At 61.7% G+C, this 22,177-nt stretch carries 23 protein-coding genes and 1 riboswitch; of the genes, 9 read left to right on the top strand and 14 right to left on the bottom strand.

The window, feature by feature from the left end:
* Positions 1-44: 44 nt before the first annotated feature.
* The 8 genes from DT23_RS05895 to speB form a co-directional block, all read right to left on the bottom strand.
* Positions 45-827 (bottom strand): cobalamin-binding protein, encoded by a 783-nt coding sequence (locus DT23_RS05895; RefSeq protein WP_038129381.1) that lies wholly within the window; start codon positions 825-827, stop codon positions 45-47.
* A complete protein-coding gene (locus DT23_RS05890; RefSeq protein ID WP_081846952.1) occupies positions 827-1,573 on the bottom strand; it encodes an ABC transporter ATP-binding protein in 747 nt (248 codons plus the stop codon). The genes DT23_RS05895 and DT23_RS05890 overlap by 1 nt, the downstream gene beginning before the upstream one ends.
* Positions 1,573-2,556 carry a FecCD family ABC transporter permease gene (locus tag DT23_RS05885; protein WP_038129376.1) on the bottom strand — a complete coding sequence of 328 codons (984 nt, stop codon included), beginning with the start codon at positions 2,554-2,556 and terminating at the stop codon, positions 1,573-1,575. Before DT23_RS05885 ends, DT23_RS05890 begins: the two co-directional genes overlap by 1 nt.
* Positions 2,553-3,422, bottom strand: a complete 870-nt coding sequence (locus DT23_RS05880; protein ID WP_162177184.1) for an ABC transporter substrate-binding protein — start codon at positions 3,420-3,422, stop codon at positions 2,553-2,555. Before DT23_RS05880 ends, DT23_RS05885 begins: the two co-directional genes overlap by 4 nt.
* The gene (locus DT23_RS05875; protein WP_038129367.1) at positions 3,409-5,352 is read right to left on the bottom strand and encodes a TonB-dependent receptor plug domain-containing protein; all 1,944 of its coding nucleotides are present in this window, start codon (positions 5,350-5,352) and stop codon (positions 3,409-3,411) included. The genes DT23_RS05880 and DT23_RS05875 overlap by 14 nt, the downstream gene beginning before the upstream one ends.
* Before the next feature lie 137 nt (positions 5,353-5,489).
* Positions 5,490-5,690, bottom strand: a riboswitch (cobalamin riboswitch).
* 29 nt (positions 5,691-5,719) lie between these two features.
* Complete coding sequence (locus tag DT23_RS05870) at positions 5,720-6,766, bottom strand: DUF475 domain-containing protein (RefSeq protein ID WP_038129365.1); 1,047 nt, start codon at positions 6,764-6,766, stop codon at positions 5,720-5,722.
* A gap of 111 nt (positions 6,767-6,877) precedes the next feature.
* Positions 6,878-7,303 carry a DUF1499 domain-containing protein gene (locus DT23_RS05865; RefSeq protein ID WP_038129363.1) on the bottom strand — a complete coding sequence of 142 codons (426 nt, stop codon included), beginning with the start codon at positions 7,301-7,303 and terminating at the stop codon, positions 6,878-6,880.
* Positions 7,300-8,271, bottom strand: a complete 972-nt coding sequence (gene speB, locus DT23_RS05860) for an agmatinase (RefSeq protein ID WP_038129359.1) — start codon at positions 8,269-8,271, stop codon at positions 7,300-7,302. The genes DT23_RS05865 and speB overlap by 4 nt, the downstream gene beginning before the upstream one ends.
* Before the next feature lie 192 nt (positions 8,272-8,463).
* On the opposite strand from speB, the gene DT23_RS05855 reads away from it, so the two are divergent.
* Complete coding sequence (locus DT23_RS05855; RefSeq protein WP_038129358.1) at positions 8,464-9,519, top strand: cytochrome-c peroxidase; 1,056 nt, start codon at positions 8,464-8,466, stop codon at positions 9,517-9,519.
* Between the two features lie 159 nt (positions 9,520-9,678).
* Here DT23_RS05855 and DT23_RS05850 read toward each other — a convergent pair whose 3' ends face one another.
* From DT23_RS05850 to DT23_RS05840, 3 genes are read right to left on the bottom strand one after another with little or no spacing between them, the layout of a single operon-like run.
* Positions 9,679-10,692 (bottom strand): SLAC1 anion channel family protein, encoded by a 1,014-nt coding sequence (locus DT23_RS05850; RefSeq protein ID WP_051697075.1) that lies wholly within the window; start codon positions 10,690-10,692, stop codon positions 9,679-9,681.
* Entirely contained in the window at positions 10,689-11,063 is a 375-nt protein-coding gene (locus DT23_RS05845) for a DUF5368 domain-containing protein (protein ID WP_038129357.1), read from the bottom strand. Before DT23_RS05845 ends, DT23_RS05850 begins: the two co-directional genes overlap by 4 nt.
* A 10-nt stretch (positions 11,064-11,073) precedes the next feature.
* Positions 11,074-12,435, bottom strand: a complete 1,362-nt coding sequence (locus DT23_RS05840; protein ID WP_038129356.1) for an NAD(P)/FAD-dependent oxidoreductase — start codon at positions 12,433-12,435, stop codon at positions 11,074-11,076.
* 180 nt (positions 12,436-12,615) lie between these two features.
* On the opposite strand from DT23_RS05840, the gene DT23_RS05835 reads away from it, so the two are divergent.
* The 3 genes from DT23_RS05835 to DT23_RS05830 all read left to right on the top strand — a co-directional run bounded on the left by DT23_RS05835 (position 12,616) and on the right by DT23_RS05830 (position 13,964).
* Entirely contained in the window at positions 12,616-13,104 is a 489-nt protein-coding gene (locus DT23_RS05835; protein WP_038129355.1) for an RrF2 family transcriptional regulator, read from the top strand.
* 226 nt (positions 13,105-13,330) lie between these two features.
* Positions 13,331-13,465 carry a hypothetical protein gene (locus DT23_RS20150; RefSeq protein ID WP_276202212.1) on the top strand — a complete coding sequence of 45 codons (135 nt, stop codon included), beginning with the start codon at positions 13,331-13,333 and terminating at the stop codon, positions 13,463-13,465.
* A gap of 151 nt (positions 13,466-13,616) precedes the next feature.
* Complete coding sequence (locus tag DT23_RS05830) at positions 13,617-13,964, top strand: TfoX/Sxy family DNA transformation protein (RefSeq protein WP_038129354.1); 348 nt, start codon at positions 13,617-13,619, stop codon at positions 13,962-13,964.
* Here the strand turns inward: DT23_RS05830 and ndk are convergent, their stop codons facing one another.
* Entirely contained in the window at positions 13,965-14,387 is a 423-nt protein-coding gene (gene ndk / locus DT23_RS05825; RefSeq protein ID WP_038129353.1) for a nucleoside-diphosphate kinase, read from the bottom strand.
* Between the two features lie 231 nt (positions 14,388-14,618).
* Between ndk and DT23_RS05820 the strand changes: the two genes are divergently transcribed.
* Together DT23_RS05820 and DT23_RS05815 are read left to right on the top strand one after the other, a co-directional pair.
* The gene (locus DT23_RS05820) at positions 14,619-16,508 is read left to right on the top strand and encodes an ABC-F family ATP-binding cassette domain-containing protein (RefSeq protein WP_038129442.1); all 1,890 of its coding nucleotides are present in this window, start codon (positions 14,619-14,621) and stop codon (positions 16,506-16,508) included.
* 165 nt (positions 16,509-16,673) lie between these two features.
* The gene (locus tag DT23_RS05815) at positions 16,674-17,684 is read left to right on the top strand and encodes a Fe(3+) ABC transporter substrate-binding protein (RefSeq protein WP_038129352.1); all 1,011 of its coding nucleotides are present in this window, start codon (positions 16,674-16,676) and stop codon (positions 17,682-17,684) included.
* 6 nt (positions 17,685-17,690) lie between these two features.
* Here DT23_RS05815 and DT23_RS05810 read toward each other — a convergent pair whose 3' ends face one another.
* Positions 17,691-18,467, bottom strand: a complete 777-nt coding sequence (locus DT23_RS05810) for a hypothetical protein (RefSeq protein ID WP_038129350.1) — start codon at positions 18,465-18,467, stop codon at positions 17,691-17,693.
* Between the two features lie 140 nt (positions 18,468-18,607).
* On the opposite strand from DT23_RS05810, the gene DT23_RS05805 reads away from it, so the two are divergent.
* The gene (locus DT23_RS05805; RefSeq protein ID WP_038129315.1) at positions 18,608-19,543 is read left to right on the top strand and encodes a nucleoside hydrolase; all 936 of its coding nucleotides are present in this window, start codon (positions 18,608-18,610) and stop codon (positions 19,541-19,543) included.
* Positions 19,544-19,569: 26 nt separating this feature from the next.
* Here DT23_RS05805 and DT23_RS05800 read toward each other — a convergent pair whose 3' ends face one another.
* Positions 19,570-19,932, bottom strand: a complete 363-nt coding sequence (locus tag DT23_RS05800) for a hypothetical protein (protein WP_038129312.1) — start codon at positions 19,930-19,932, stop codon at positions 19,570-19,572.
* 125 nt (positions 19,933-20,057) lie between these two features.
* Here DT23_RS05800 and DT23_RS05795 point away from each other — a divergent pair, with 125 nt between their 5' ends.
* Entirely contained in the window at positions 20,058-21,488 is a 1,431-nt protein-coding gene (locus tag DT23_RS05795) for a protein adenylyltransferase SelO (protein WP_038129308.1), read from the top strand.
* Positions 21,489-21,514: 26 nt separating this feature from the next.
* Positions 21,515-22,177, top strand: a 663-nt coding sequence (locus DT23_RS05790; RefSeq protein WP_038129305.1) for an endonuclease/exonuclease/phosphatase family protein, incomplete at its 3' end; no start/stop codon positions are given.

Below are 22,177 nucleotides of genomic sequence, written 5' to 3'. Positions count from 1 at the left end.
AGCCTCGCTGACACTCTAACGCGGCTCTGCGCGAAGTCGAGAGCTTAGCCTTGCGCGCCCCAGATCGCGCGCTCCAGCGCATCCAGCCCGTCGCCAAGCGCGGCGGGTCCGGGTTGCAGGATCAAGGTCGATTTGACCTCATGGAGGCGGTTTTGCGCAATAGCGGGCACGTTCTGCCAGCCCTCACGGCAAGAAACTTTCTCGGGGCGGAATTTCTTGCCACACCACGAGCCGATAATAACCTCGGGCGCAGCAGCAATCACTTGTTCGGGGGTGACGATGCGATGCTTGGCTTTGCCCTCAAGCGCGAGATTGGCGAACACATCCTGTCCGCCTGCAATCTCGATCAGTTCCGACACCCAACCCACCGCCGAAATCAGCGGCTCGTCCCATTCCTCGAACCAGACGCGCGGGCGAGAGGGGCGCGGTTTCGCGGCGATCTGCTCAAGCCGGGCCTGATATTTCGCCGCCAGAAGCTCCGCCCGCTCGGTGCAGCCGACCAACGCGCCCAGCGTGCAGATCATATCCAGAATGCCCGCGATATCGCGCTGGTTAAAGGCATGCACCGCCACGCCCTCACGCACGAGGCCCGCCACGATATCGGCTTGCAGATCGGAAAATGTCAGCACCAGATCGGGTTTCAGCGCAAGGATCTTGGGCAGATCGGCGCTGATAAAGGCCGACACGCGCGGCTTTTCACGGCGCACCTGTTTGGGGCGCACCGCATAGCCCGACACGCCCACGATCCGGTCCTGCGCGCCCAGTAGATAGAGCGTCTCGACGGTCTCCTCAGTGAGACAGACGATGCGTTCGGGGGGAAAAGCCATTAGTGATCCATAGTTGAAAGCGGTTGAAAAACAGGGCCTTCTAGTGTCATCTTGAAGTGGGCCCGGATGTGAAAGACCTCGGCCAGCAGCGCCTCGCTTAGCACATCGGCAAGCGCACCATCCGCCACCAGCCGCCCGCGATCCATCACCCAAACGCGCGAGCAATGACGCGCCGCCAGCCCCAGATCATGCAGCGAGCACAGCACAGCACCGCCTGCGCGGGCGTGGGCAGAAAACACCTCCATCGTGTCGATTTGGGCTGCCGGATCAAGCCCCGCGATCGGCTCATCGGCAAGGATCAGCGGGCTTTCCTGCGCCAATGCGCGCGCGATCAGAACGCGGGCCTGCTCGCCGCCCGATAGCTGCGTGGCGGCCCTGTCGCGGTAGGTTTCCAGCCCCATGCGCGCAAGAGCCTCGTTAACTGCGCCCGCCCCGCGTGTGGCCTGATCGCGCCCGTGGGGCAGCCGCCCCAGCGCCACCAACTCGGCCACCGACAGCCCCCAAGCGATCTCGCGCGCTTGCGGCAACCACGCAGCCGCGCGCGCCCGCGCCATCGGATCAAGCTGCGCCAGAGAACTTTCGCCGCGATGCGCGATCAGCCCCAAAGCGGCGCGCATCAACGTGGTTTTGCCTGCGCCATTCGGGCCGATCAGGCCGATAAATTCGCCGGGACCGATGCTGGCGCTCACATCATCCACCACCGGGCATTGCCCGCGCAACACGGTCAGGTTTTTCAAGGTCAACATCATGACTCGCGCCCCATCTTGCGGATCATCGCAAGGAAGAACGGCGCGCCCACGATGGCCGTCAGCACCCCCAGTTTAAGGTCACGTTCGGGCGCAATCACGCGCGTCGCGATATCGGCCGCCAGCAACATCGCCGCCCCGCCAAGCGCCGAAGTTGGCAACAGTCGCGACGGGCGCGACCCTACCGCGCGGCGCAGCAGATGGGGCACGACAAGGCCAACAAAGCCGACCGCGCCCGCCACCGCCGTCGCCGCCCCCACCATCAGCGCGCTGCCAAACACGATCTGCAGGCGCAGCCGTTTTAGCGACACGCCCATCGAGGCAGCGGCGTCCTCGCCCAAGCTCAGCGCATCCAGCCCCGCACCCGAGCGCAGTAAAATCACCGCGCCGAGCATCAGGAAGGGGGCTGCCAGCGCGACATGGTTCATCGAGCGATCCGCGAGCGAGCCCATCATCCAAAACACAATTTCAGCCGCGGCATAGGGCGATGGCGCAAGGTTTAACACCAGCGCCGTCGCCGCCCCCGCCAGCGCCGACACCGCGATCCCCGCGAGGATCAGCACCAGCGCGCGCGCCTCGCGCCCCGCCAGCGTCAGGATCAGCGCCACCGCCACGCCTGCGCCTGCCAAAGCGGCCAAAGGCAGCGCCAGCGCGAAACTCGCATAAAGCCCCGTCTGGATCGCAATCACTGCCCCAAGGGCCGCCCCCGCCGACGTGCCAATCAGCCCCGGCTCGGCCAACGGGTTGCGCAAAAAGCCCTGCATCGCGGCACCCGACAACCCCAAAGCCGCGCCTACACCGACACCCAAAATCGCGCGTGGCAGGCGCAACTCGCGCATCACCAGCCCCGGCGCGCCTTGGCCCGTGACCAGCGCGCGCAGCCCCTCAATCGGGCCGATCCCCGACGGCCCGATCAGCAGCGAGGCGGTGAACAGCGCCACAACCAACAGCGTCAGGTAGATGAGGATCGCGCGATAACTCATTGTGTTGCCTTGTTTCGTTCGATCTTGCGCCCGAACGCGGCCAGATCAGCGACAGCCCCCAGCATCGCAGGCCCGCCACAGGTCCAGCGCGCATCACGCAGGCCTTGCACCGTGGGCAGATCGCGCAACACCGGATGCTCCAGCACCGCTTGCGCGCGGCTCGTGCCCATCTTGCCCTGAGAGCCGCCCATGATCACGAGGTCGGGGCGATCCATCACCAAATCTTCCAGCGGCAAGCGCCCGCCCCAATCCAGCCCCGGCCCGCTGACGACATTGTCAAACCCCGCCATCGCAAGGATCTGCCCCTCCAGCGTGCGCGGCCCGTAGCCATAGCCCGACGGCCCGATTACCGCCGCGCGCAGCCCCGGCGCGGGCCGCTTGATCGCAGCCAATCGCGCGTCAAACCCCGTCAGCATTTTCGCCGCGCGATCAGGGTGGCCCAGCAACGCACCCATCGTCGTGATACGCGCGCGGATTTCGGGCAACGAGGTGCCCGGCGGCAGTTGCTCAACCCGCAGACCAAGCGTTTTCAGCATCGCAATCGTATCGGGATTTGACCACGTATCCGCCAGCACCAGATCGGGATGCAGAATCGAGATTTCCTCGGCACGGCCATAGTTTTCTGGGTATTCCTCAGCCTGCTTCCAGCGCACCGACATGTTCGGGTCGGTCGCGAAATGGCTAAGACTAACAATCTGCCCCTGATCGGCCAGCGCCAGCGCCAGCTGATCGGTGCACAGGTTCATCGACACCACACGGGCGGGCGCAACCGGCGCGGAGGTCTCCCCCCGCGCCGGAACTGCAAGCAAAAAGCCCGCAGAGATCAGCGCGATAAACGCCGCGCCAAGGCGATCAGAACGCCGCACGCAGCCCCACATAAGCGGTGCGTCCGGCGGTACCATAACCCGGAAACTGCTGGTATTGCTCATCCAACAGGTTTTCGACGCGCAAATACAGCTGCTTGCCCTCGCCTAAATCGTAATTCAGCTTTGCATCGACCAAAGTGTAATCTTCCATCGCGGTGCCATTGATTGGTGCCCGATCGGCCACATGTCGCAGCACCATCGCACCGTTCAGACGATTGCTGATCTCTGCATCGAGCGACGCGCTGAAATTGTTGCGCCCGAAAGTCTGGCTCCAACTGGAACCGTAACCCAGATCGGTCGGGTTCTGCGGGTCAATGTAGGTGTAGGACAGCGTGTAGCCGAAACGCGGCGAGATTTTGCCCTTGGCCTCCAGCTCAATCCCCTGACGCACCGTTTTGCCCGAGGTCTGAAGATAATTCATCCCGTTATAGACGATCAGATCGCGTGTCTCGACACGGAACAACGTGCCACGCAACGAGGTCTCGCCCCAGTTCTTTTGCAAGCCCAAATCGTAACTGACAGATTTTTCGGGATGCAGCGTCGTGTCGCCATAGGGGCCGTATAGCTCGTAGCCTGAAGGCCCGCGATAGCCGGTGCCGATCGCACCGCGCAGCAGCAGGTCGTCCGCGAGTTTCCAAGTCAGCCCCATCCGTCCGGTCGTGAAGTCACCATAGCGGCTGTTGTGATCGTGGCGCAAAGAAACGACTAAATCGGCCCGAGGCGCAAGCGTGACATCATATTCGCCGAAAACGCCCGTGGTTTCCTGGGTCGCGCCAGCACTAATTGGGCCGTAGGCGCTATAGCCACCTTGCGAAAATTCCTCATGGCGATAATCAAGACCAAGACTGAGCCGCCCCGCCGCCAGATCGCGCGCGGCCACCCAAGATGCGGTGCGGCGTTTGCCTGAGAACAAATAGTTGGAATATTTGTCACTTGAACCGATGACTGCATAGGTGACCGGATCGTAGTCGGCACCGAGATTGTGGAAATAGGTCTGCCGTTCGATCGTGTAATAGCTGGCATCGATCTTGTGATTCCAGCCAGCGGCATCAAATTGCGCAAAAACCCGCGCTCCGCGCTGCTGCGACTTTCCGAAATCGTCGTAACTGATGCCATCTGCAATGTTCACCGAGGGCGATGCGAGACTCTCAAAGACATACTGCGGGTCAAGTTCGCCATAAGAGTTCTGGGCAAACGCCGAAAAGCCGATCAGCACGCCGTTTTCGAGCCGGGTCTGTCCGCGCGCCGAAATTCGCTCGGAATGATAACCATCGGCTTCGGAATTGCCGTCGCGCGCCTCGGCGATCGAATACCCGGAGGTGCGAATTTTCGACAATTGCATCGACAACTCATCCTCGCCGCGCTTCCAGCCTAGGTTGTAAGCCGCATTCAGCGATGCGCGCGAACCCGCCTCAAGCGTGTAGCCCTGACTGATCCCCTCACGGCTTGGGCGGGGCGTATCGAGGCTGATTACCCCTCCCACCGCCTGACCGCCATAAAGCGCCGATTGCGACCCGCGCAAAATCTCGACCCGCTCGTAGTTTAGCGAATTGAGACGACCAAAATCAAAGGCGGTCTGGGGGCCCGAAGGATCGGACACGTCAATCCCGTCGACACGCACCTTAATATAGTTTTGCGAAACGCCGCGGATCGACAGCCCCGTCTGCGTGCCGATCGGACCGCGCGTCAATATGCTAACCCCCGGGGTCATCGCAAAGATCGAGGTCAGTCGCGTATCGCCCGAGCGTTCCAAATCGGCCTTTGACAGAACGGTTACCGATTGCGCCGTTTTGCTGTCCGAACGCGGTTCGAGCGCGCCATAATAGACCACAATCTCATCCAGCGCATAAGGTTGGCTGTCTTGCGCCAAGGCGGGGGTTGTGAGTGTGGTGGACAGCAGCAGGGCGGCTGTCAGATGGGTGGTTTTCATATCCAAATCCCTCGAAACGCAGCGCTTAGCTTGCGTGAACTTCGCGTTATAAGTCTTTGGAAAAATAAAATTTCCGCCGACGGTGAGAGTGTCACCACGAGCGGAACACCGCCTCTCCCGCACGCCCCGCGCAGGCAGAAAGGATGAGCGCCTCGGCAGGTCTCCTGGCTTGCGGGTCGTCGCTCGGGCTGGCCTTCCCGGATCATCGACCCAGTGGCTAAAGTCAGCCGTCACTCACCGCTCACAGTTGCGGGGGCAGCCCCGGAATAAGCGCAATGCGCGCGTCACCGGGTTCCCTTTTGATCCGCAGGTGCGGAACCGAAGTGCGCTCGGGATGCCGCGCCCAGCGCCGCGAGTCAAGAAAAATTCAATCCTCGTGAGGCACGCCAAGGCGCCGGTTGAACCGGATCGAGGACAACAGAGCAAACCCGATCAACCCCGCGCCCACCAGCCCGGTAATTGCCTCGGGGACATGCACGAGGGTTTGGGCAAACATCACCATCGACAGGATCAGGATTGACCAAAATGCGCCATGTTCGAGATAGCGAAATTCCGAGAGCGTGTTGCGCTCCACCAGCATCAGCGTCATCGAGCGCACATACATCGCCCCCACGCCCAGACCGATGGCGATCAGGAACAGGTTTTGCGTCAGCGCAAACGCCCCGATCACGCCATCGAAGCTGAACGAGGCATCCAGCACTTCGAGATAAAGAAACGCCCCCAACCCGGCGCGCGCGGCCTCGGTGGCAAGGCTTGCGCGATCAAGCACCTGCCCCAACACCTCAACGGCCAGAAACGTTGCCAGCCCCGCGATCGAGGCAAACATAAAGTCGCCCTCACGCCCCTCGGGCAGGATCCAGGTAAAGCCAAGGATCACCAGCAGCACAAAGCCGATCTCTAGCCCGCGCACCGAGGCACAGGCCCGCATCCGGCATTCAAGCGTATGAATCCAATGGATTTCCTTGCCCTCGTCGATGAAGTAATTCAGCGCGACCATCATCAGGAACGCGCCGCCAAATCCGGCAATCGACAGATGCGCACCGTCGATGATGCGGGCATATTCGGCGGGCTGTTGCGCAGCCAGTTGGATCGCCTGCCACGGCCCGATCCCGGCGGCGATCACCACGATCAGCAGCGGAAACAAGACACGCATCCCGAACACCGCGATCAGGATGCCCCATGTCAGGAACCGCTTTTGCCAGATCGGGCTCATGGTCTTGAGCTTGTTGGCGTTCACGATGGCATTGTCGAAACTCAGCGAGATTTCCAACACTGCCAGCACCGCTGCAATCAGCAGAAAGGACACCGCCCCGCCCCAACCGCCGGAATGATAATAGCCAAGCGCGAATGCCCCGATGAGGCCCGCGATGGTCACTACGAAAGCCCATGTAAAATATCGCATCGCGCTGGTCATGCTGGCTCCCGCTGTCCCCTGATCGCATGATGCGCAAATAAGAAGCCGCGGACGTTCACACAAGGCATGACGCTGCGAGAGGGATTCGCTGTGGCAGGAATGCCTGCCGCCCTAAAGGCCTGCCTCGTCCAGCCAGCCTTTGATGCGTTTGGCGTTCACGCCAAGATCGGATGAGCCAAACACCAGATGGCCGCGAATTTGCAGCGTATCGCCTGAGATCCAGACATTGGTGACATCGGGAAAGCCCCAAAAGGACGAGCGGGTGACATAGCTGGCATGACCTGCTGCAACGCTTCCAGCCACCTGTTGGGTGCGTGCGGTGGCGCGAATGATGCGGTCCAGCGCGCTCATGGATGCAGCCGGGTCGCTTGGCTTGCGCGCGCCCTGAAAACCGCCGGTTTCGGGGTAGTCTCCGGGGGGCTTGGACAGCCCGTCCACCGCATAACGCGCAGGATCAATCGGGGCCCGCCGCACATAGGCATCGCCCGCCGCGATCAGCACCACGACAATGACAATCCCCCACATCAACACTTTCATACCCCCTCCTTGCGCAAGCCCCACCCTGCCAGCGCCAGCAATTCCGTCGCGACATGCGCGCCCGCGACGGCCGTCACCCCGGTCGGATCATAAGGGGGCGAGACCTCGACCACGTCACCGCCGATCATGTTGATCCCCTTAAGCCCGCGCAGCAGTGCCGCCGCCTGCCAGCTTGCCAGACCGCCCCAAACCGGCGTGCCCGTGCCCGGCGCAAAGGCCGGATCAAGACCGTCGATATCAAAGGTGACATAGGTGGGCCGGTCCCCCACCACGTCACGGATGCGCGCCAGAGTCGCGTCGATTCCGTCCTGATGCACCGAGGGCGCATCCAAGATCGTGACACCCAGCGTATCGGGGTTATCGGTGCGGATGCCGACCGAGACCGTCGTCTCGGGCGCGACCAACCCCAGTTTGAGCGCCTTATAGAGAAACGTGCCATGATCGATCCGGCTCATGTCGTCATCCGCCCAAGTGTCGGAATGCGCATCGATCTGGATCAGCGCCACCGGGCCGTGTTTGGCCGCCACCGCGCGCAGGATCGGCAGCGTGATGAAATGATCGCCCCCCAGCGTGATCGGCACCACGCCGGCGTTGATGATACCCGCCAGATGCGCCTCGATCCGGGCGGGCACCTCGGGCACATTGGCGTAATCAAACGCCATATCGCCGTAGTCGACGATGGCCAGCTCGCTTAGCGGATCATAGCCCCAACCATAGGGCGCATCGAACGCCTGCAAGCTGCTTGCCTCACGGATCGCGCGCGGGCCAAACCGTGTGCCGGGACGGTTGGTCACCGCCTGATCGAACGGGATGCCCGTCACCGCAATCTGCGCCCCGCTCAGGTCTTTGCTGTAGCGACGGCGCAGGAAACTGGTCGCCCCGCCGAAGGCGTTCTCGAAACTCAAGCCGCGCAGCTCGGCGCGTGTGAAAGCCTGATCTATCTGTGTCTTTGCATCTTCAAGTGCCATAACGCCCCCTTTGCAAGCCTCAGATGTGACGCGATGCGCAGGTCGGGTCAAGCGCGCACCGCCGTTCCCAGCGACACCCTGCCACACCGTCAGAATTCAAAATTGACACTTTTAATTGATCCACATCAATCTGTTCACAGTTTCGTTACCTTAGAACGATTATACTTTTCCGAGCTACGGAGGACCACAGCCATGAAAAAGTTACTCGTCACCGCGCTTGCTGCCAGCACGGCACTCGCAAATGCCGCATTTGCGGATGACGCCGAATTGCGCGCCGAAGCCAAGGGTTACTTTGAGGCGATCCCGCTTCAGGCCCCGATGCTTGAGGGCAACGTGCTGTCACGCGATCGCATCGAACTCGGTAAAAAGCTGTTCTTTGATCCGCGCATGTCGCGCTCGGGTCTGTTTTCGTGCCAGTCGTGCCACAATGTCGGTATCGGCGGCGTGGACGGGCTGGAAACCTCGATCGGGCATGGCTGGCAGAAAGGTCCGCGTAACGCCCCGACCATGCTGAACGCCGTGTTCAACGTCGCCCAGTTCTGGGATGGCCGCGCCCCCGATCTCGCCGAGCAGGCCAAAGGCCCGCTGCAAGCCAGCGTCGAGATGAACAACACGCCCGAAAACCTGCTGGCAACGCTGAACTCGATGCAACCCTATGTCGATGAATTCAAGACCTCGTTCCCCGGTGAAGAAGACCCGGTAAGCTTTGACAATTTCGCCAAGGCAATTGAGGCGTTTGAAGCCACGTTAATCACGCCCAATTCGGCCTTTGACAAGTTCCTGATGGGCCAGGACGCGGCCATGACCGATCAGGAAAAGCGCGGTCTGGCCCTGTTCATGGATGAGGGCTGTGCGGCCTGTCACCAAGGCATCAACGTGGGTGGTCAAGACTACTACCCCTTCGGTCTGGTGGAAAAACCCGGCGCAGACGTGCTGCCCGAGGGTGATCACGGTCGCTTTGCTGTGACCGAAACGGCCGATGACGAATATGTCTTCCGCGCCGGGCCACTGCGCAATATCGCGCTGACCGCGCCTTACTTCCACTCCGGCACGGTTTGGGAATTGCGCGATGCGGTGGCGATTATGGTCGACTCGCAGCTTGGGTCCGATCTCAGCGACGAGCAGATCGACGACATCACCGCCTTCCTTGGCGCGCTGACCGGCGAGCAACCCGAGATCGTGCACCCGATCCTGCCTGCGCGCACGAAAGCCACGCCCAAGCCCTACACGATGCTCACCGAGCAATAAGCGGGGCTGAACGGCTGAAACATCTAGGCGCGCGGGGGCAACCTCGCGCGCTGTTTTTATGTTCGGCGGCCCGATCCTCAAGAAACAGCGCGCCGCCACTAGCGCATGAAAAAGGGCGGGCACAGGCCCACCCTTCAACGCTTTATAATGTCGGTCTGATCACTCGGGCTGGCAAATCTCGCCGCGCATAATCCCAAGAATGGTGCGCCAGACAAGCACAACGATCAGGATCGTCAGCGCCACGAGGAACCCCATTCCCAGCCGTGCATGCGCGACAGAATGAGCATGTTCGCCATGCAGGAACGTCGCGATGGTCAGCGCGGCCAGCGGAAAACTAAGCGCCCAGAAGCTCATGGCGAAGGGCAGACGCAAGATGCGCGGGATCTGCACCGCCACGAGAGCGGCAAACACATAGGCCAGCGACAGCAGGATATGGGCGAACGGATCAACCCCGTGGCCGATCACCGCGCCCGGCGTGACCGGTTCGCCCGTCAAACGCAGCCAAGAGATAAAGGCAATCGCGGGCGGCGCGATCATGATCACCAAGGTCGGCTGCAACTTGCCCGGCATTGGGTCGTGAAACACCAGACGGTTGAACACCAGCGTCAGCAAGATCACCCAAAAGATCAGCCCCGCCGAGAAGAACAGCCAACTGATCTCGACAAAGCCCAGTTGCGCCCCTGCGATTGGCACAATCACATTACCCACCGCCGGGATAAACCATGCCGGGTTCAACTGCCCATGCATGAAGGACCGCGTGCCAATCCAGTTCGTCACAACCGCCAGCGTCAGCACCCCTTGCGCCAGAGTGCCCAAGATCCAAAGCGCTAGCGCCAAGGGCTGTGACACGCTCATCGCGATGATTGCCAACAGCAGCAGCGACACCGCGATGGTAGGGAAAAAGGCCAGCCGGATCGGGTGGTGCCACTCTTCTTTCACCGCGTGGGGGTATTTGGCGGCCTTGGCGAGGTAAAACACCGAGATCAGCACAAAGACGAGTGCAGTAAAGGCAAACATCACCTGATAGGGCAGCGGCCCCAGCCCCATCGGCTTGGCCGCCGCGCGCAGCGCCAGCGTGAACCCGCCCAGCCCCATCGTTGTGGCAAAAAACGTGATCGGGAAATGTTCGAGCCGGTTATGCGCCTCGCTTGGCGCCATTTCAGTCGTGCTCATTTTGCGCTCTCCAGTTGGGCCGCGCTTTGGCGACCCTTGGTCAAAGATTGAACAGTATAGACAAGGATCGCCGTGCCGATAGCCCCCGCGCCTGCGACACCAAGAAGCACGATCCAGTCAATCGGGCCGCCGATATCGGACAGGCTGGAATGGGTCGCCCATTGCACGAACACCACCGCCGCGACCGCGCCGAATGGCATAAACATCTGCGCCAGCAGGAATTTGCGCGCCGAGAGGTGACGGTCGCGGATCAGCACATAGAGATACCCCGCCGTGATCAGCACCGCCGCGCCTACCATCGACCAGAACAAGGCGCGCCCGAAGATTTCTTCGAACACCGCGATCAGGGTTTCCAAGGTCAGTTCTTGCATGATGGCCTCCTCAGGCTTTGCCGCGCAGCATGGCGTTATAGGTCGGTTTCAGGGCGACTTCCTTCATCAGCCACGAAATCCACAGCTCTTCGAGCGGCGAGATCACACCGGGGAATGACGGGGTCAGACGGTTCTCATAGTCGAACTCGACCAGCATGGCGCGCCCCACCTTGGTGATCAGCGGGCACGAGGTATAACCGTTGTAAATCGCGCTGCCCTCACGGCCCTGCACGGCGGCGACCAGATGATCCTCGACCACCGGAATTTGCCATTTCACCGACGCTGCGGTTTTGCCCTTGGGCACGCCCGCAATATCGCCAATGCCAAAGACATTGGGATAGCGGTGATGGCGCAGGGTTTCCTGATCAACCTCCAGCCAATCCTGCCCGATCCACTTATCCGCCCAAGCCAGCCCGGACTCGCGCACCACGTCAGGCGCGCGTTGGGGCGGGATGACATTGGTGAAATCATAGGTGATCTTCTCGACCCGTTCGGGGGTCACGGAAACGGTATTGTCGGGATTGATTTTCTTGCTTTCGGGAACGCGGTAATAGGCCTCGCGCGTGGCGGTATCGATACCCGTAAGAATGTGATTGTAACGCGTGTCGAAATCATGCTCGCCAAACAGCAGCTTGACCTTTTCATCCACCACCGGAACCGAGAACAACGTGGCATTATGGGCCGTATAGATCACCTGCGCATTTTCGCGCGTGCCTTTACGGCGCAGATAATCATCCGTCAGGAACGTGTATTTCAGCGGCGCACCGGCGCATTTCATCTCGGTCGCGGGGCGGCCAAACAGCGCCACACCGCCTTTATCGGTGAACTGGTCCATCGCCTTCCAGGTGCGCGCGGCGTACTCGGGTCCGGCATAAACCGCGCCGATCCCGTTCTCGCCGACCTGATCGAGAGAGAACCCCTCGACCGCGTCCCAATCCAGCTTGAGCCCCGTGGCTACGACCAGATAATCGTAATCGACCGCCTCGCCACCTTGCGTGGTGATGCGCTGCGCTTCGGGGTCGATGGCGGCGGCGTAATCCTCGATCCATGTCACGCCCGAGGGCAGCCAGTCGCCCGTGCCGCTGACCGAATAGTCGGCCGGTTTCAGACCCGCCGCGATCAGCGTAAAGCCGGGCTGATAATAGTGATCCTTGCGCCCGTCGATCAGCGTGATCTGCGCGCCCTCAAGACGTTGCACCAGCCGATTGACCAGCCCCGTCCCCGCAGCCCCCGACCCAACAATCACAATCTTCGCCTTGGTCTGCACCATCGCCTGAGCATTGGCCGCACGGCCAAACGCGCCAAGGGCCGCCGCACCGCCTGCCAAGCCAAGAAATCCACGCCGGGATGGCTTGAAGTTGAAATCTGTCATGCGGGCTACCTCCAAAAACATATTCGTTGGCCTGCATGTATTCCATCGTGTACCGCGACGGGCGCTGACATAATGACGCATCTGTGATGTATTATTTATCGGACCGTGATCTGATACAAATCAAACCGGGCGCAAAAATAATCGCGTATGGGTAAAGTCACCCAAGCCTCGGAGGCATAGATGCGGCTGACCACTCGAAGCAACCTTGCGATGCGTGTGCTGATGTTTTGCGCGGTAAATCCAAACCGGATCGTGCGCAAACACGAGATCGCCGTGGCCTGCAATGCCTCGGAAAACCATCTTGCCCAGGTTGTGAACACGCTGGCCCAGACGGGGTTTATTCAGACACATCGCGGTCGCGCGGGCGGCTTGGAACTGGCACGCGCCCCCGCGAAAATCGGGGTCGGAGATGTGCTGCGCAGCTTTGAGGGGATTTTGCCCTTCGCGGAATGTTTTGACGCGAAGACAAACACTTGCCCGCTGTCGCAGGCCTGCTTGTTGCGCGAGGCGTTGATAGATGCGTTGGAGGCGTTCTATACCTCGCTGGATCGCAGGACGCTCGCCGATCTGATTGAGGATAACGCAGCCCTTGAGGCGATTTTGCATATGGATAAGGGCGCGCGCGGGCGTATCTGTGCCGTAGGTAGCACAGCAAACAGGGCCTCCTAGCAAAGTTCAGCGCTCCCCAAACACCGTGCCACAAAAAAGCCCGAATCATCGGCCAGCAGCGCGTTTCGTGTCGCTTGCGTCACAGTTTCCTGACGCGCGATCACGCGAATGCGCTCAGAATTCAGTTTTACTTGACCCCCCCTTTAAACCGCCCAAGCCTGAGCCTAATTGTCGCACTACAAGCGGGACTCACCCCGCAAACGCGACTCATGATGAGGCAAGTGTCATGCAACAGCAATCGGGCGGCCAATCGGGCCAACAACAACAGGGCGGATCGCCCCGTCCCAGCCAGCAACAAGGCCAAGGCGGCGGCGCGCAGCAACAGGGCGGCACCGTCTTTAACGACTGGGCGTCGATCTAGGATCGCCTTGGCGACGCGTCCTCACGGGGGCGCGAGTCGCCTGCCCTGAGCGACGCTATTTTTCGCAATCTTGCCCCTCTTTCCGGACAGACTTGCGCAATCTTGCGCCGCACGTCACTCTACCCCCCTCGCGATTGCGTGCAGGTGTCAGATGAGTGACGAGATTACCTCAATTTCCGGTCTTGGCCCTGCCAGTGAGCAGGGCTTTGCCCGTGCCGGTATCACCAGCGCGCAGCAGTTGCGCGCGCTTGGTGCCCATGAGGCCTATCGCGCCTGGTTAGCGGTGGGCAATTACGCACATTTCATCAGCTATTACGCGCTGCATATGGCGTTGCAAGGTCGCCCTTGGAACGATTGCCGGGGCGCGGAGAAAGCAAAGCTGCGCAAATCCTTTGACGCGCTCTGCGCCGAGGTGAAAACCGACCCACCCGCAACAGACAAAGGCCGCACCCGATTGGATGCGGCCCTTGATGAGATTGGTTTGCGCGAAAAACGCTGATTAGCCGACGATTTCGAGACCCGAGAAGAAGAAAGCGATTTCTTCTGCCGCGGTTTCGGGCGCGTCCGAGCCGTGCACCGAGTTCTCACCAACCGACAGGGCGAATTCCTTGCGGATCGTGCCGTCTTCGGCGTCGGCGGGGTTGGTCGCGCCCATCACTTCGCGGTTTTTCAGGATCGCGCCTTCGCCCTCAAGCACCTGCACGACGACCGGCTCGGAGACCATGAACTCGCACAGTTCGCCATAAAACGGGCGCTCTTTGTGGACTGCGTAGAACTGACCGGCTTGTTCCAACGTCATCTGGATGCGTTTTTGCGCGACGATGCGCAGACCCGCTTCCTCAAACTTGGCGTTGATTTTACCGGTGAGGTTGCGCTTGGTTGCATCGGGCTTGATGATGCTGAACGTGCGTTCGATGGCCATGTGAGACCCTTTCTTTCATGCTTCTTGGCCGGTCGATCCGGTCCTGAATATCACGCGCCTGCTATCATGCAGCTTAAGACTTGAAAAGCCCTCACGCGTCTGTTGCGCCCCGATATGGCACAGCTTCGTTGCGATTTGATGAAGGGGCGCACGCCTTTTATGGGCAACAAATTCGCCCCATCCGCGCAGCGCCGATTGACGCGCCCGCCCGCCTGCTGCAAGGGAGGGCGCATGTTGCGCATCAAAGATATATCCTATTCGATCGAAGGCCGCCCGCTGTTTGCAGGCGCCTCTGCCACCATCCCCGAGGGCCATAAGGTCGGCCTTGTCGGGCCAAATGGCGCGGGCAAAACCACGCTGTTTCGCCTGATCCGGGGCGAGTTGACGCTGGATGGCGGGGAAATCACCCTGCCCTCGCGTGCCAAGGTTGGCGGTGTGGCGCAGGAAGTGCCCTCATCCTCAACCTCGCTGCTCGATACGGTTCTTGCAGCAGATGAGGAACGCGCCAGCCTTCTGGCGGAATCCGAAACCGCCACCGACGCTCATCGCATCGCCGATATCCAGACCCGTCTGGTCGATATTGACGCGTGGTCGGGTGAGGCGCGCGCCAGTTCGATCCTGCGCGGTCTTGGCTTTGACAACGAGGCCCAGGCCCGCCCCTGTTCCGATTTCTCGGGCGGTTGGCGGATGCGCGTGGCGCTGGCGGGGGTGCTGTTTGCCCAGCCTGACCTGCTGCTACTGGACGAACCGACGAACTATCTCGATCTGGAAGGTGCGCTTTGGCTGGAGCAATATCTCGCCCGCTACCCCCACACCGTCATCGTGATTTCGCACGACCGCGATTTGCTCAACCGCGCGGTCGGCGCGATCCTGCATCTCGAAGAGCGCCAGCTCACGCTGTATCAGGGCGGCTATGACACGTTTGCGCGCACCCGTGCGCTTCGCCGTGAGGCCCAAGCCGCACAGGCCAAGAAACAAGACACCCGGCGCGCCCATCTGCAAAGCTTCGTGGATCGCTTTCGCGCCAAGGCCAGCAAGGCCAAACAGGCCCAAGCCCGCGTGAAGATGCTCGAAAAGATGGTGCCGATCACCGCGCCCGAAGAAGCCGCGCAACAGGTGTTCAGCTTCCCCGAGCCCGAACAGCTGAGCCCGCCGATCATCACGATGGAGGGCGCGGCGGTCGGCTATGGTGGCCCTGCGATCCTCAAGCGGCTGGATCTGCGCATCGATCAGGACGACCGCATCGCGCTGCTCGGGCGCAATGGCGAGGGCAAATCAACGCTTTCTAAATTTCTGGCCGATAAGCTGACGGCGATGGAGGGCAAGATCACCCGGTCGTCCAAGCTGCGCATCGGCTATTTCGCGCAGCATCAGGTGGACGAGTTGCATCTTGATGAAACGCCCCTGCAGCACCTGCGCAGCCAGCGCCCGGATGAGGCGCAAGCGAAACTGCGCGCGCGGCTGGCGGGCTTTGGTCTGCGCGCCGATCAGGCGGAAACCGCCGTGGGCAAGCTCTCGGGCGGGCAAAAGGCGCGGCTGTCGCTGCTGCTGGCGACGCTTGATGCGCCCCATCTGCTGATTTTGGACGAGCCGACCAACCACCTTGATATCGAAAGCCGCGAGGCGCTGGTCTCGGCGTTGACCGAATATTCCGGCGCGGTGATTTTGGTCAGCCACGACATGCATTTGCTTAGCTTGGTGGCGGATCGGCTGTGGCTGGTCAAAGATGGCGGCGTCGCACCTTATAGTGGCGATCTTGACAGCTATCGCGCCGAATTGCTGGCCCCGCCCGCCCCGGCAGGCAAACAGAAACCGGCCAAACAGACGCAGAAAGCCACGCCCGCCGCAGCGCCCACGCCAAGCGCGCCAAAGCCCGCGCGCGATGCACGTCAAAACCTGAAAAAGGCGCTGCGCGAAAGCGAGGCGCGCGTGGCCAAGCTAGCCGAGATGATGGAAAAGCTGGACGCGATCATGGCCGATCCCAAGCTTTACGCCACCGCCCGCGCAGCCGAGGCCGAGCGTTGGTCAAAGAAACACGCCGAGCTGCGCACCGCGATGACCCGCGCCGAGGCGCTATGGCTTGAAGCGCTGGAAAACTTCGAGGCAGCGGAGAAAAGCTGACCGCGCAGCCGCCTTGCCTTCAAAACACCAGTTCACGCCCGACGCCCCTTGCGCGCCGGGCGTTTTTTCGTATCCAAAATTTATTTCCGATTGTTTCGCTCAACTATTGACGAAACCGTGATCGCCTTTTACCTCTGACCGCGAACCACGTCACAGGAGAGAGACATGAAAACGCCCCTACCCCTGACTTTGACCCTGCCTTTGGCTGCCCTGATCGCCAGCCCCGCGCTGGCAGATGTGAACGTCTATTCGCATCGCCAACCCGAGCTGATCGCCCCGCTGTTTGACGCCTTCACCGCGCAAACCGGCATCAAGGTGAACACCGCCTTCGTTGATAAGGGCATGCTGGAACGCCTGCGCGCCGAGGGCAAACGCAGCCCCGCCGATCTGGTGCTGACGGTCGATATCGCGCGCGTCAAAGAGGTGGTGGATGCGGGCGTGACCCAGCCCGTCGACGACCCTGTCCTGATCGCGGCAATCCCCGCCAATCTGCGCGATCCGAACAACCAGTGGTTCGCGCTGAGCACGCGGGCGCGCATCGTCTATGCCTCGAAGGATCGCGTCGCGCCGGGCGAGGTGACCACCTATGAGGATCTCGCCGATCCGAAATGGAAGGGCCGGATCTGCACCCGCTCTTTCACCAATGATTACAACGTCGCCCTCACCGCGGCCTATCTGGCCCATCACGGCGAGGAGGCGACCAAGACTTGGCTCGAAGGCCTCAAGGCCAATCTCGCCAAGAAGCCCGAGGGCAATGATCGCGCGCAGGTCAAGTCGATCTGGGCAGGCGAATGCGATATCTCGCTGGGCAATACCTATTACATGGGCCAGATGCTGGCCGATCCCGAACAGCAGGAATGGGCCAACGCGGTGCGCCTTGAATTCCCGGTGTTTGAGGGCGGTGGCACGCATGTCAACATCTCGGGCGTGGCGATGACGCAATCCGCGCCGAATAAGGCCGACGCGTTGAAATTGATGGAATTTCTGGTCTCGGACGCAGCGCAGGAGATCTATGCCGAGACCAATCACGAATTCCCGGTCAAGGCTGATGTGAAACGCTCGGATCTGGTGGCAAGCTGGGGCGAATTGACCCCCGATACCCTGTCGCTTGAAGAGATCGCGCAGCTTCGTCCCGCCGCGCTGAAACTGATCGATCAGGTCGATTTCGACGGCTAAAGCGCGTTATTGCGCAGCGATTGCAAACTCCAGATCGGCGCCGATGCGCGTGCGCGCCATCGCGGCGATCTGGTCCATATCGCAGCTATAACGTTGGCGCAGTTTCATCGTCTCCAGCACGTCAAACCCGGCCAGCGGCGCGCCTTGGGGTTGGCGGGCGTGAAACTTGCTGAGGCGGTGCATCTGCTGCGGGGCCAGTGTGACATTGGCGCGCAACAAGCGCTGCATCATAGCAATTTCGCTATCGGAGTGATCAGCCAGCGCGGGCGTGCGCGCATCAAGGCGCGCGCCGGGAACGAGGGCGGCCAGCGCCTCATCGACAAGAACGGGCGCGGGCAGCACAACGATCTCTTGCGGCTGTAGCGCGGCATGCAGATCCTCGATAACCTGCGCCCAACCGCGCGGACGTTCGACCAACCGCGTTGTCGCCCCCGCAAAGGGATTGAGCGCGCGCGTCACGGCCAGTTGGCGCCACATCATCGGGTAATATTGATCGTAAGGCAGGGTCTGGATCACGACACGCCCAACCGGCGCGCTTAGCCGCTGCGCAAACCGCGTCGCCCGCGCGCGCGCATCGCCAAAGAAGTGAAACAGCCCGCATTCCGCCTGACCAATCAGCGCAGCGTCCAGATGAATCTGCCCGCTCCGGTGCGGCCCCAGCACGGCCGCGCCATAGCCCGCTTTGGCCAGGTCTTTCTGCCCGCTTGCCAAGGTGCGCGCAACATGCGCCCCGAGCGCGCCCGAGGCGGGGGATGCGATGAAAAGATGATGGCGACGGGTCATGCTCTGCCTCCAGTTTGTCTGGTTGGCTTTAAAATTAGCGGCGCAATATGGCGAAAACGTGCCCCCTTAAGGTTGCTTTCACGGCGGATGGACAACGCCCGCGCCCTGTCCCATCTTGGCGCGAAATCGAGAGGGACATCATGACGCGCAAGATCATCATCGACACCGATCCCGGCCAAGACGACGCGGTCGCTATTTTGCTGGCACTGGCCAGCCCCGAGCTGGAGGTGCTTGGCATTACCTGCGTGGCGGGCAATGTGCCGCTGGCGCTGACTTCGCTGAATGCGCGCAAGGTGTGCGAACTGGCCGGGCGGCCCGATATGCGCGTCTTTGCCGGCTGTGATCGCCCGATGGCGCGCATGTTGGTCACCGCCGAAAATGTGCATGGCAAAAGCGGGTTGGACGGGATCGAACTGCCCGAGCCTGCGATGGCATTGCAAGATCAACACGCCGTCGATTTCCTGATCGAGACCCTGCGCGAGGCCCCTGCAGGCACGGTCACATTATGCCCGCTTGGACCGCTGACCAATATCGCGACCGCCTTTGAACGCGCCCCCGACATCAAGGACCGCGTGGCCGAGATCGTGCTGATGGGCGGGGCTTATTTCGAGGTCGGCAACACCACGCCAGCGGCAGAATTCAATATTCACGTCGACCCACAAGCCGCTGACATCGTGTTTAAATCAGGCGTTCCGATTGTGGTGATGCCGCTGGATGTGACGCATAAGGCGCTGACCTCGCGCGCCCGTGTCGAGGCGTTTCGCGCGATGGGCACGCAGGTGGGGCACGCGGTTGCAAGCTGGACCGATTTCTTCGAGCGCTTCGATATGGCGAAATACGGATCCGAGGGCGCGCCGCTGCATGACCCTTGCGTGATCGCCTATCTGCTCGCCCCCGATCTGTTCACCGGGCGCCATATCAATGTCGAGATCGAAACCCAGTCCGAGTTAACGATGGGCATGACAGTGGCCGATTGGTGGCGCGTCACCGACCGTGCGCCCAACGCTTTGTTCATCGGCGATATCGACGCGGCGGGGTTTTACGCGCTGCTGGTTGAACGCATCGGGCGGTTGTGAGATCGCGCGGGCGGGCACCGTCCAGCTCAGTCGCGATGCACCATGATGATTACGGTGGCGCGCTCGGGGAAATCGGCATGCGGGGCGGCCTCTTTCAGGTCTTGGCGCGCTTGATTGCGGGCGGCAGCGGGCAGCGTTTCCAGCAAGGATTGCGTGACGGGGCCGTCAAACCTCTCTGCCCGCATCCCCGCCTCATTCCGGGTGATCCACGTTTTCACAACACCGCGCTTGTGGCTGTAAGCCGCGTTCTCGGCCCCCGACGCTATGGCGCGAATGGGCAGCGTCAGCGGGTTGCCGATATGGTTTGCTTCGGTGCAACCGGCCAGAACCAGCGACGCAAAAAGGGGCGGCGTGATCTGGCGAAACCTTTTGAGCGTGCGACGGGACATGCATCCACCCTAGCACGCAACCCCGTTCCTTGCGACGGGGCACGGAAGGTTAAAGATGACATGGCAGGGCAAAGAGGGATTGGGATCATCCCGCGCCCGACCTATATCTGGAGAAAGGAGCGCGCATGACCCTCAGTTTCGACAATAGCTACGCCCGACTGCCTGCCGGATTTTTCGAACCCCAACCCGCCGATCCGGTGCCCGACCCCGCGCTTGTCGCGTTGAACCGGGATCTGGCGGCGCGGCTGGGGCTGGATGGCGATTGGCTGGCAGGCCCCGAGGGGCTGGCAATGCTGGCGGGCAACGCGATGCCTGAGGGGGCCGAGCCGATTGCGCAGGCCTATGCGGGGCACCAGTTCGGCGGCTTCGTGCCGCGTCTTGGCGATGGGCGCGCGGTACTGCTAGGCGAGGTCGTGGCACCGGACGGGGCGCGCTTTGATCTCGCGCTCAAGGGCTCGGGGCGCACGGCGTTCTCACGCGGGCGCTCGGATGGGCGGGCGTGGATCGGGCCGGTTCTGCGCGAATACGTGCTGTCCGAGGCGATGGCCGCGCTTGGCGTGCCCACCACCCGCGCGCTGGCTGCCGTGACCACGGGCGCAACCGTGTCGCGCGATGGCCGGCAGCGCCCCGGCGCAATTCTGACGCGCGTCGCGGCAAGCCATATGCGCGTCGGCACGTTCCAGTATTTCGCCGCGCGCGGCGATACGGATGCATTAGAGACGCTGTGTAACTATGCGATAACGCGCCATTATCCTGACGCGGACGGACCACTTGGCCTATTGCGCGCAGTCGCGGCGGCGCAAGGCGAACTGATCGCGGCGTGGATGTCGTTTGGCTTCGTGCATGGCGTGATGAACACCGATAATATGGCGATTTCCGGTGAGACGATTGACTATGGCCCCTGCGCCTTTCTCGATGAATACCATCCGCGCAAGGTGTTTTCCTCGATCGACCAGTTCGGGCGCTATGCCTTTGGCCAGCAACCCCAAATCGCGATCTGGAACCTCGCGCAACTGGCCACCAGCCTGCTGCCGCTGATGGGCGAGAAAGACGCCGCGATTGAGGCCGCCAGTGCCGCCGTTGACAGCTTTATTCCGATCTATCAGGCGGCTTGGCTGAAGCGGTTCGGGGCCAAGATCGGGCTGGCCGATGCAAGCGAAGACGACCTGCCGCTGATCCATTCCCTGCTGGAACGCATGGCGACAGAGCAGGCCGATTTCACGCGTGTTTTCAGCGCATTGTGGCGCGATCCTGATGCAGCCCGTACTGAGTTCACCGAAAGCCTTGCCTTTGATCAATGGGCCGAGGACTGGCGCGCACGGTTGCAAGATGAACCTGATCCCCGAGCCGTAATGGCGCGCGCCAACCCGCAACGCATTGCGCGCAATCATCAGGTGGAGGCGATGATCGAGGCTGCATTAGCCGGAGACTACGACCCCTTTCACAATCTCAACGCCGCCCTTGCGGACCCGTTTGTCTCCGATGCGCGTTTCCTGAAATATGAAACCGCGCCACGCCCTAAAGAACGCGTCTCGCGCACCTTCTGCGGCACCTGAGATTTAACTTGTAACGTATTGATAAAATGACACTTCGTATCGCCTCATATAATCTGCACAAATGCGTCGGCTCGGATGGGCGGCGCGATCCCGAGCGCATCATCGCCGTGATCAACGCCCTGCAAGCCGACGTGATCGCGCTGCAAGAGGTGGATCGCCGCATGGGCACGCGCCCCGCCGCGCTGGCGCAAAAGCTGATTGACACCGAGACCGATTTCGAGCGTCACGATATGCCCCGCACCGGCCCCGACAGTTTGGGCTGGCATGGTCAGGTCGTGCTGGTGCGGCGCGGCACGCGGGTGCTGGGGGTCGAGGCAATCACCCTGCCTGGTCTGGAGCCGCGCGGCGCGCTGGCGGTGAAAATCGCCCCTGATAATGGCGGGCCGTTCACGCTGGTAGGGGCACATCTGGGCTTAAGGCGCACGGATCGGCGCGCGCAATGGACGCGCATCGCGCAGCTGATGCGGGCCGCGCACCCTCATCCCGCGCTGGCGATTGGCGACTTTAACGAATGGCGCAACGAGCGCGGCTTTGAGACGCTGACCGGCTTTCACGTCCACGCCCCCGGTGCAAGCTATCCCGCGCGCGCACCGTTCGGGCGGCTGGACAGGGTCGTCACAGCACCGGGCTTGCTTGTCGTGCGTGCGGGGGTGCTGGATACGCCTCTGGCGCGCGTGGCCTCGGATCAT

Origin of the sequence: Thioclava indica (assembly GCF_000714545.1) — a bacterium.
GTDB classification, from domain to species: Bacteria; Pseudomonadota; Alphaproteobacteria; order Rhodobacterales; family Rhodobacteraceae; genus Thioclava; species Thioclava indica.
Note: the sequence above shows the minus strand (reverse complement) of the source record. Positions and strands in the feature narration are given on the sequence as shown.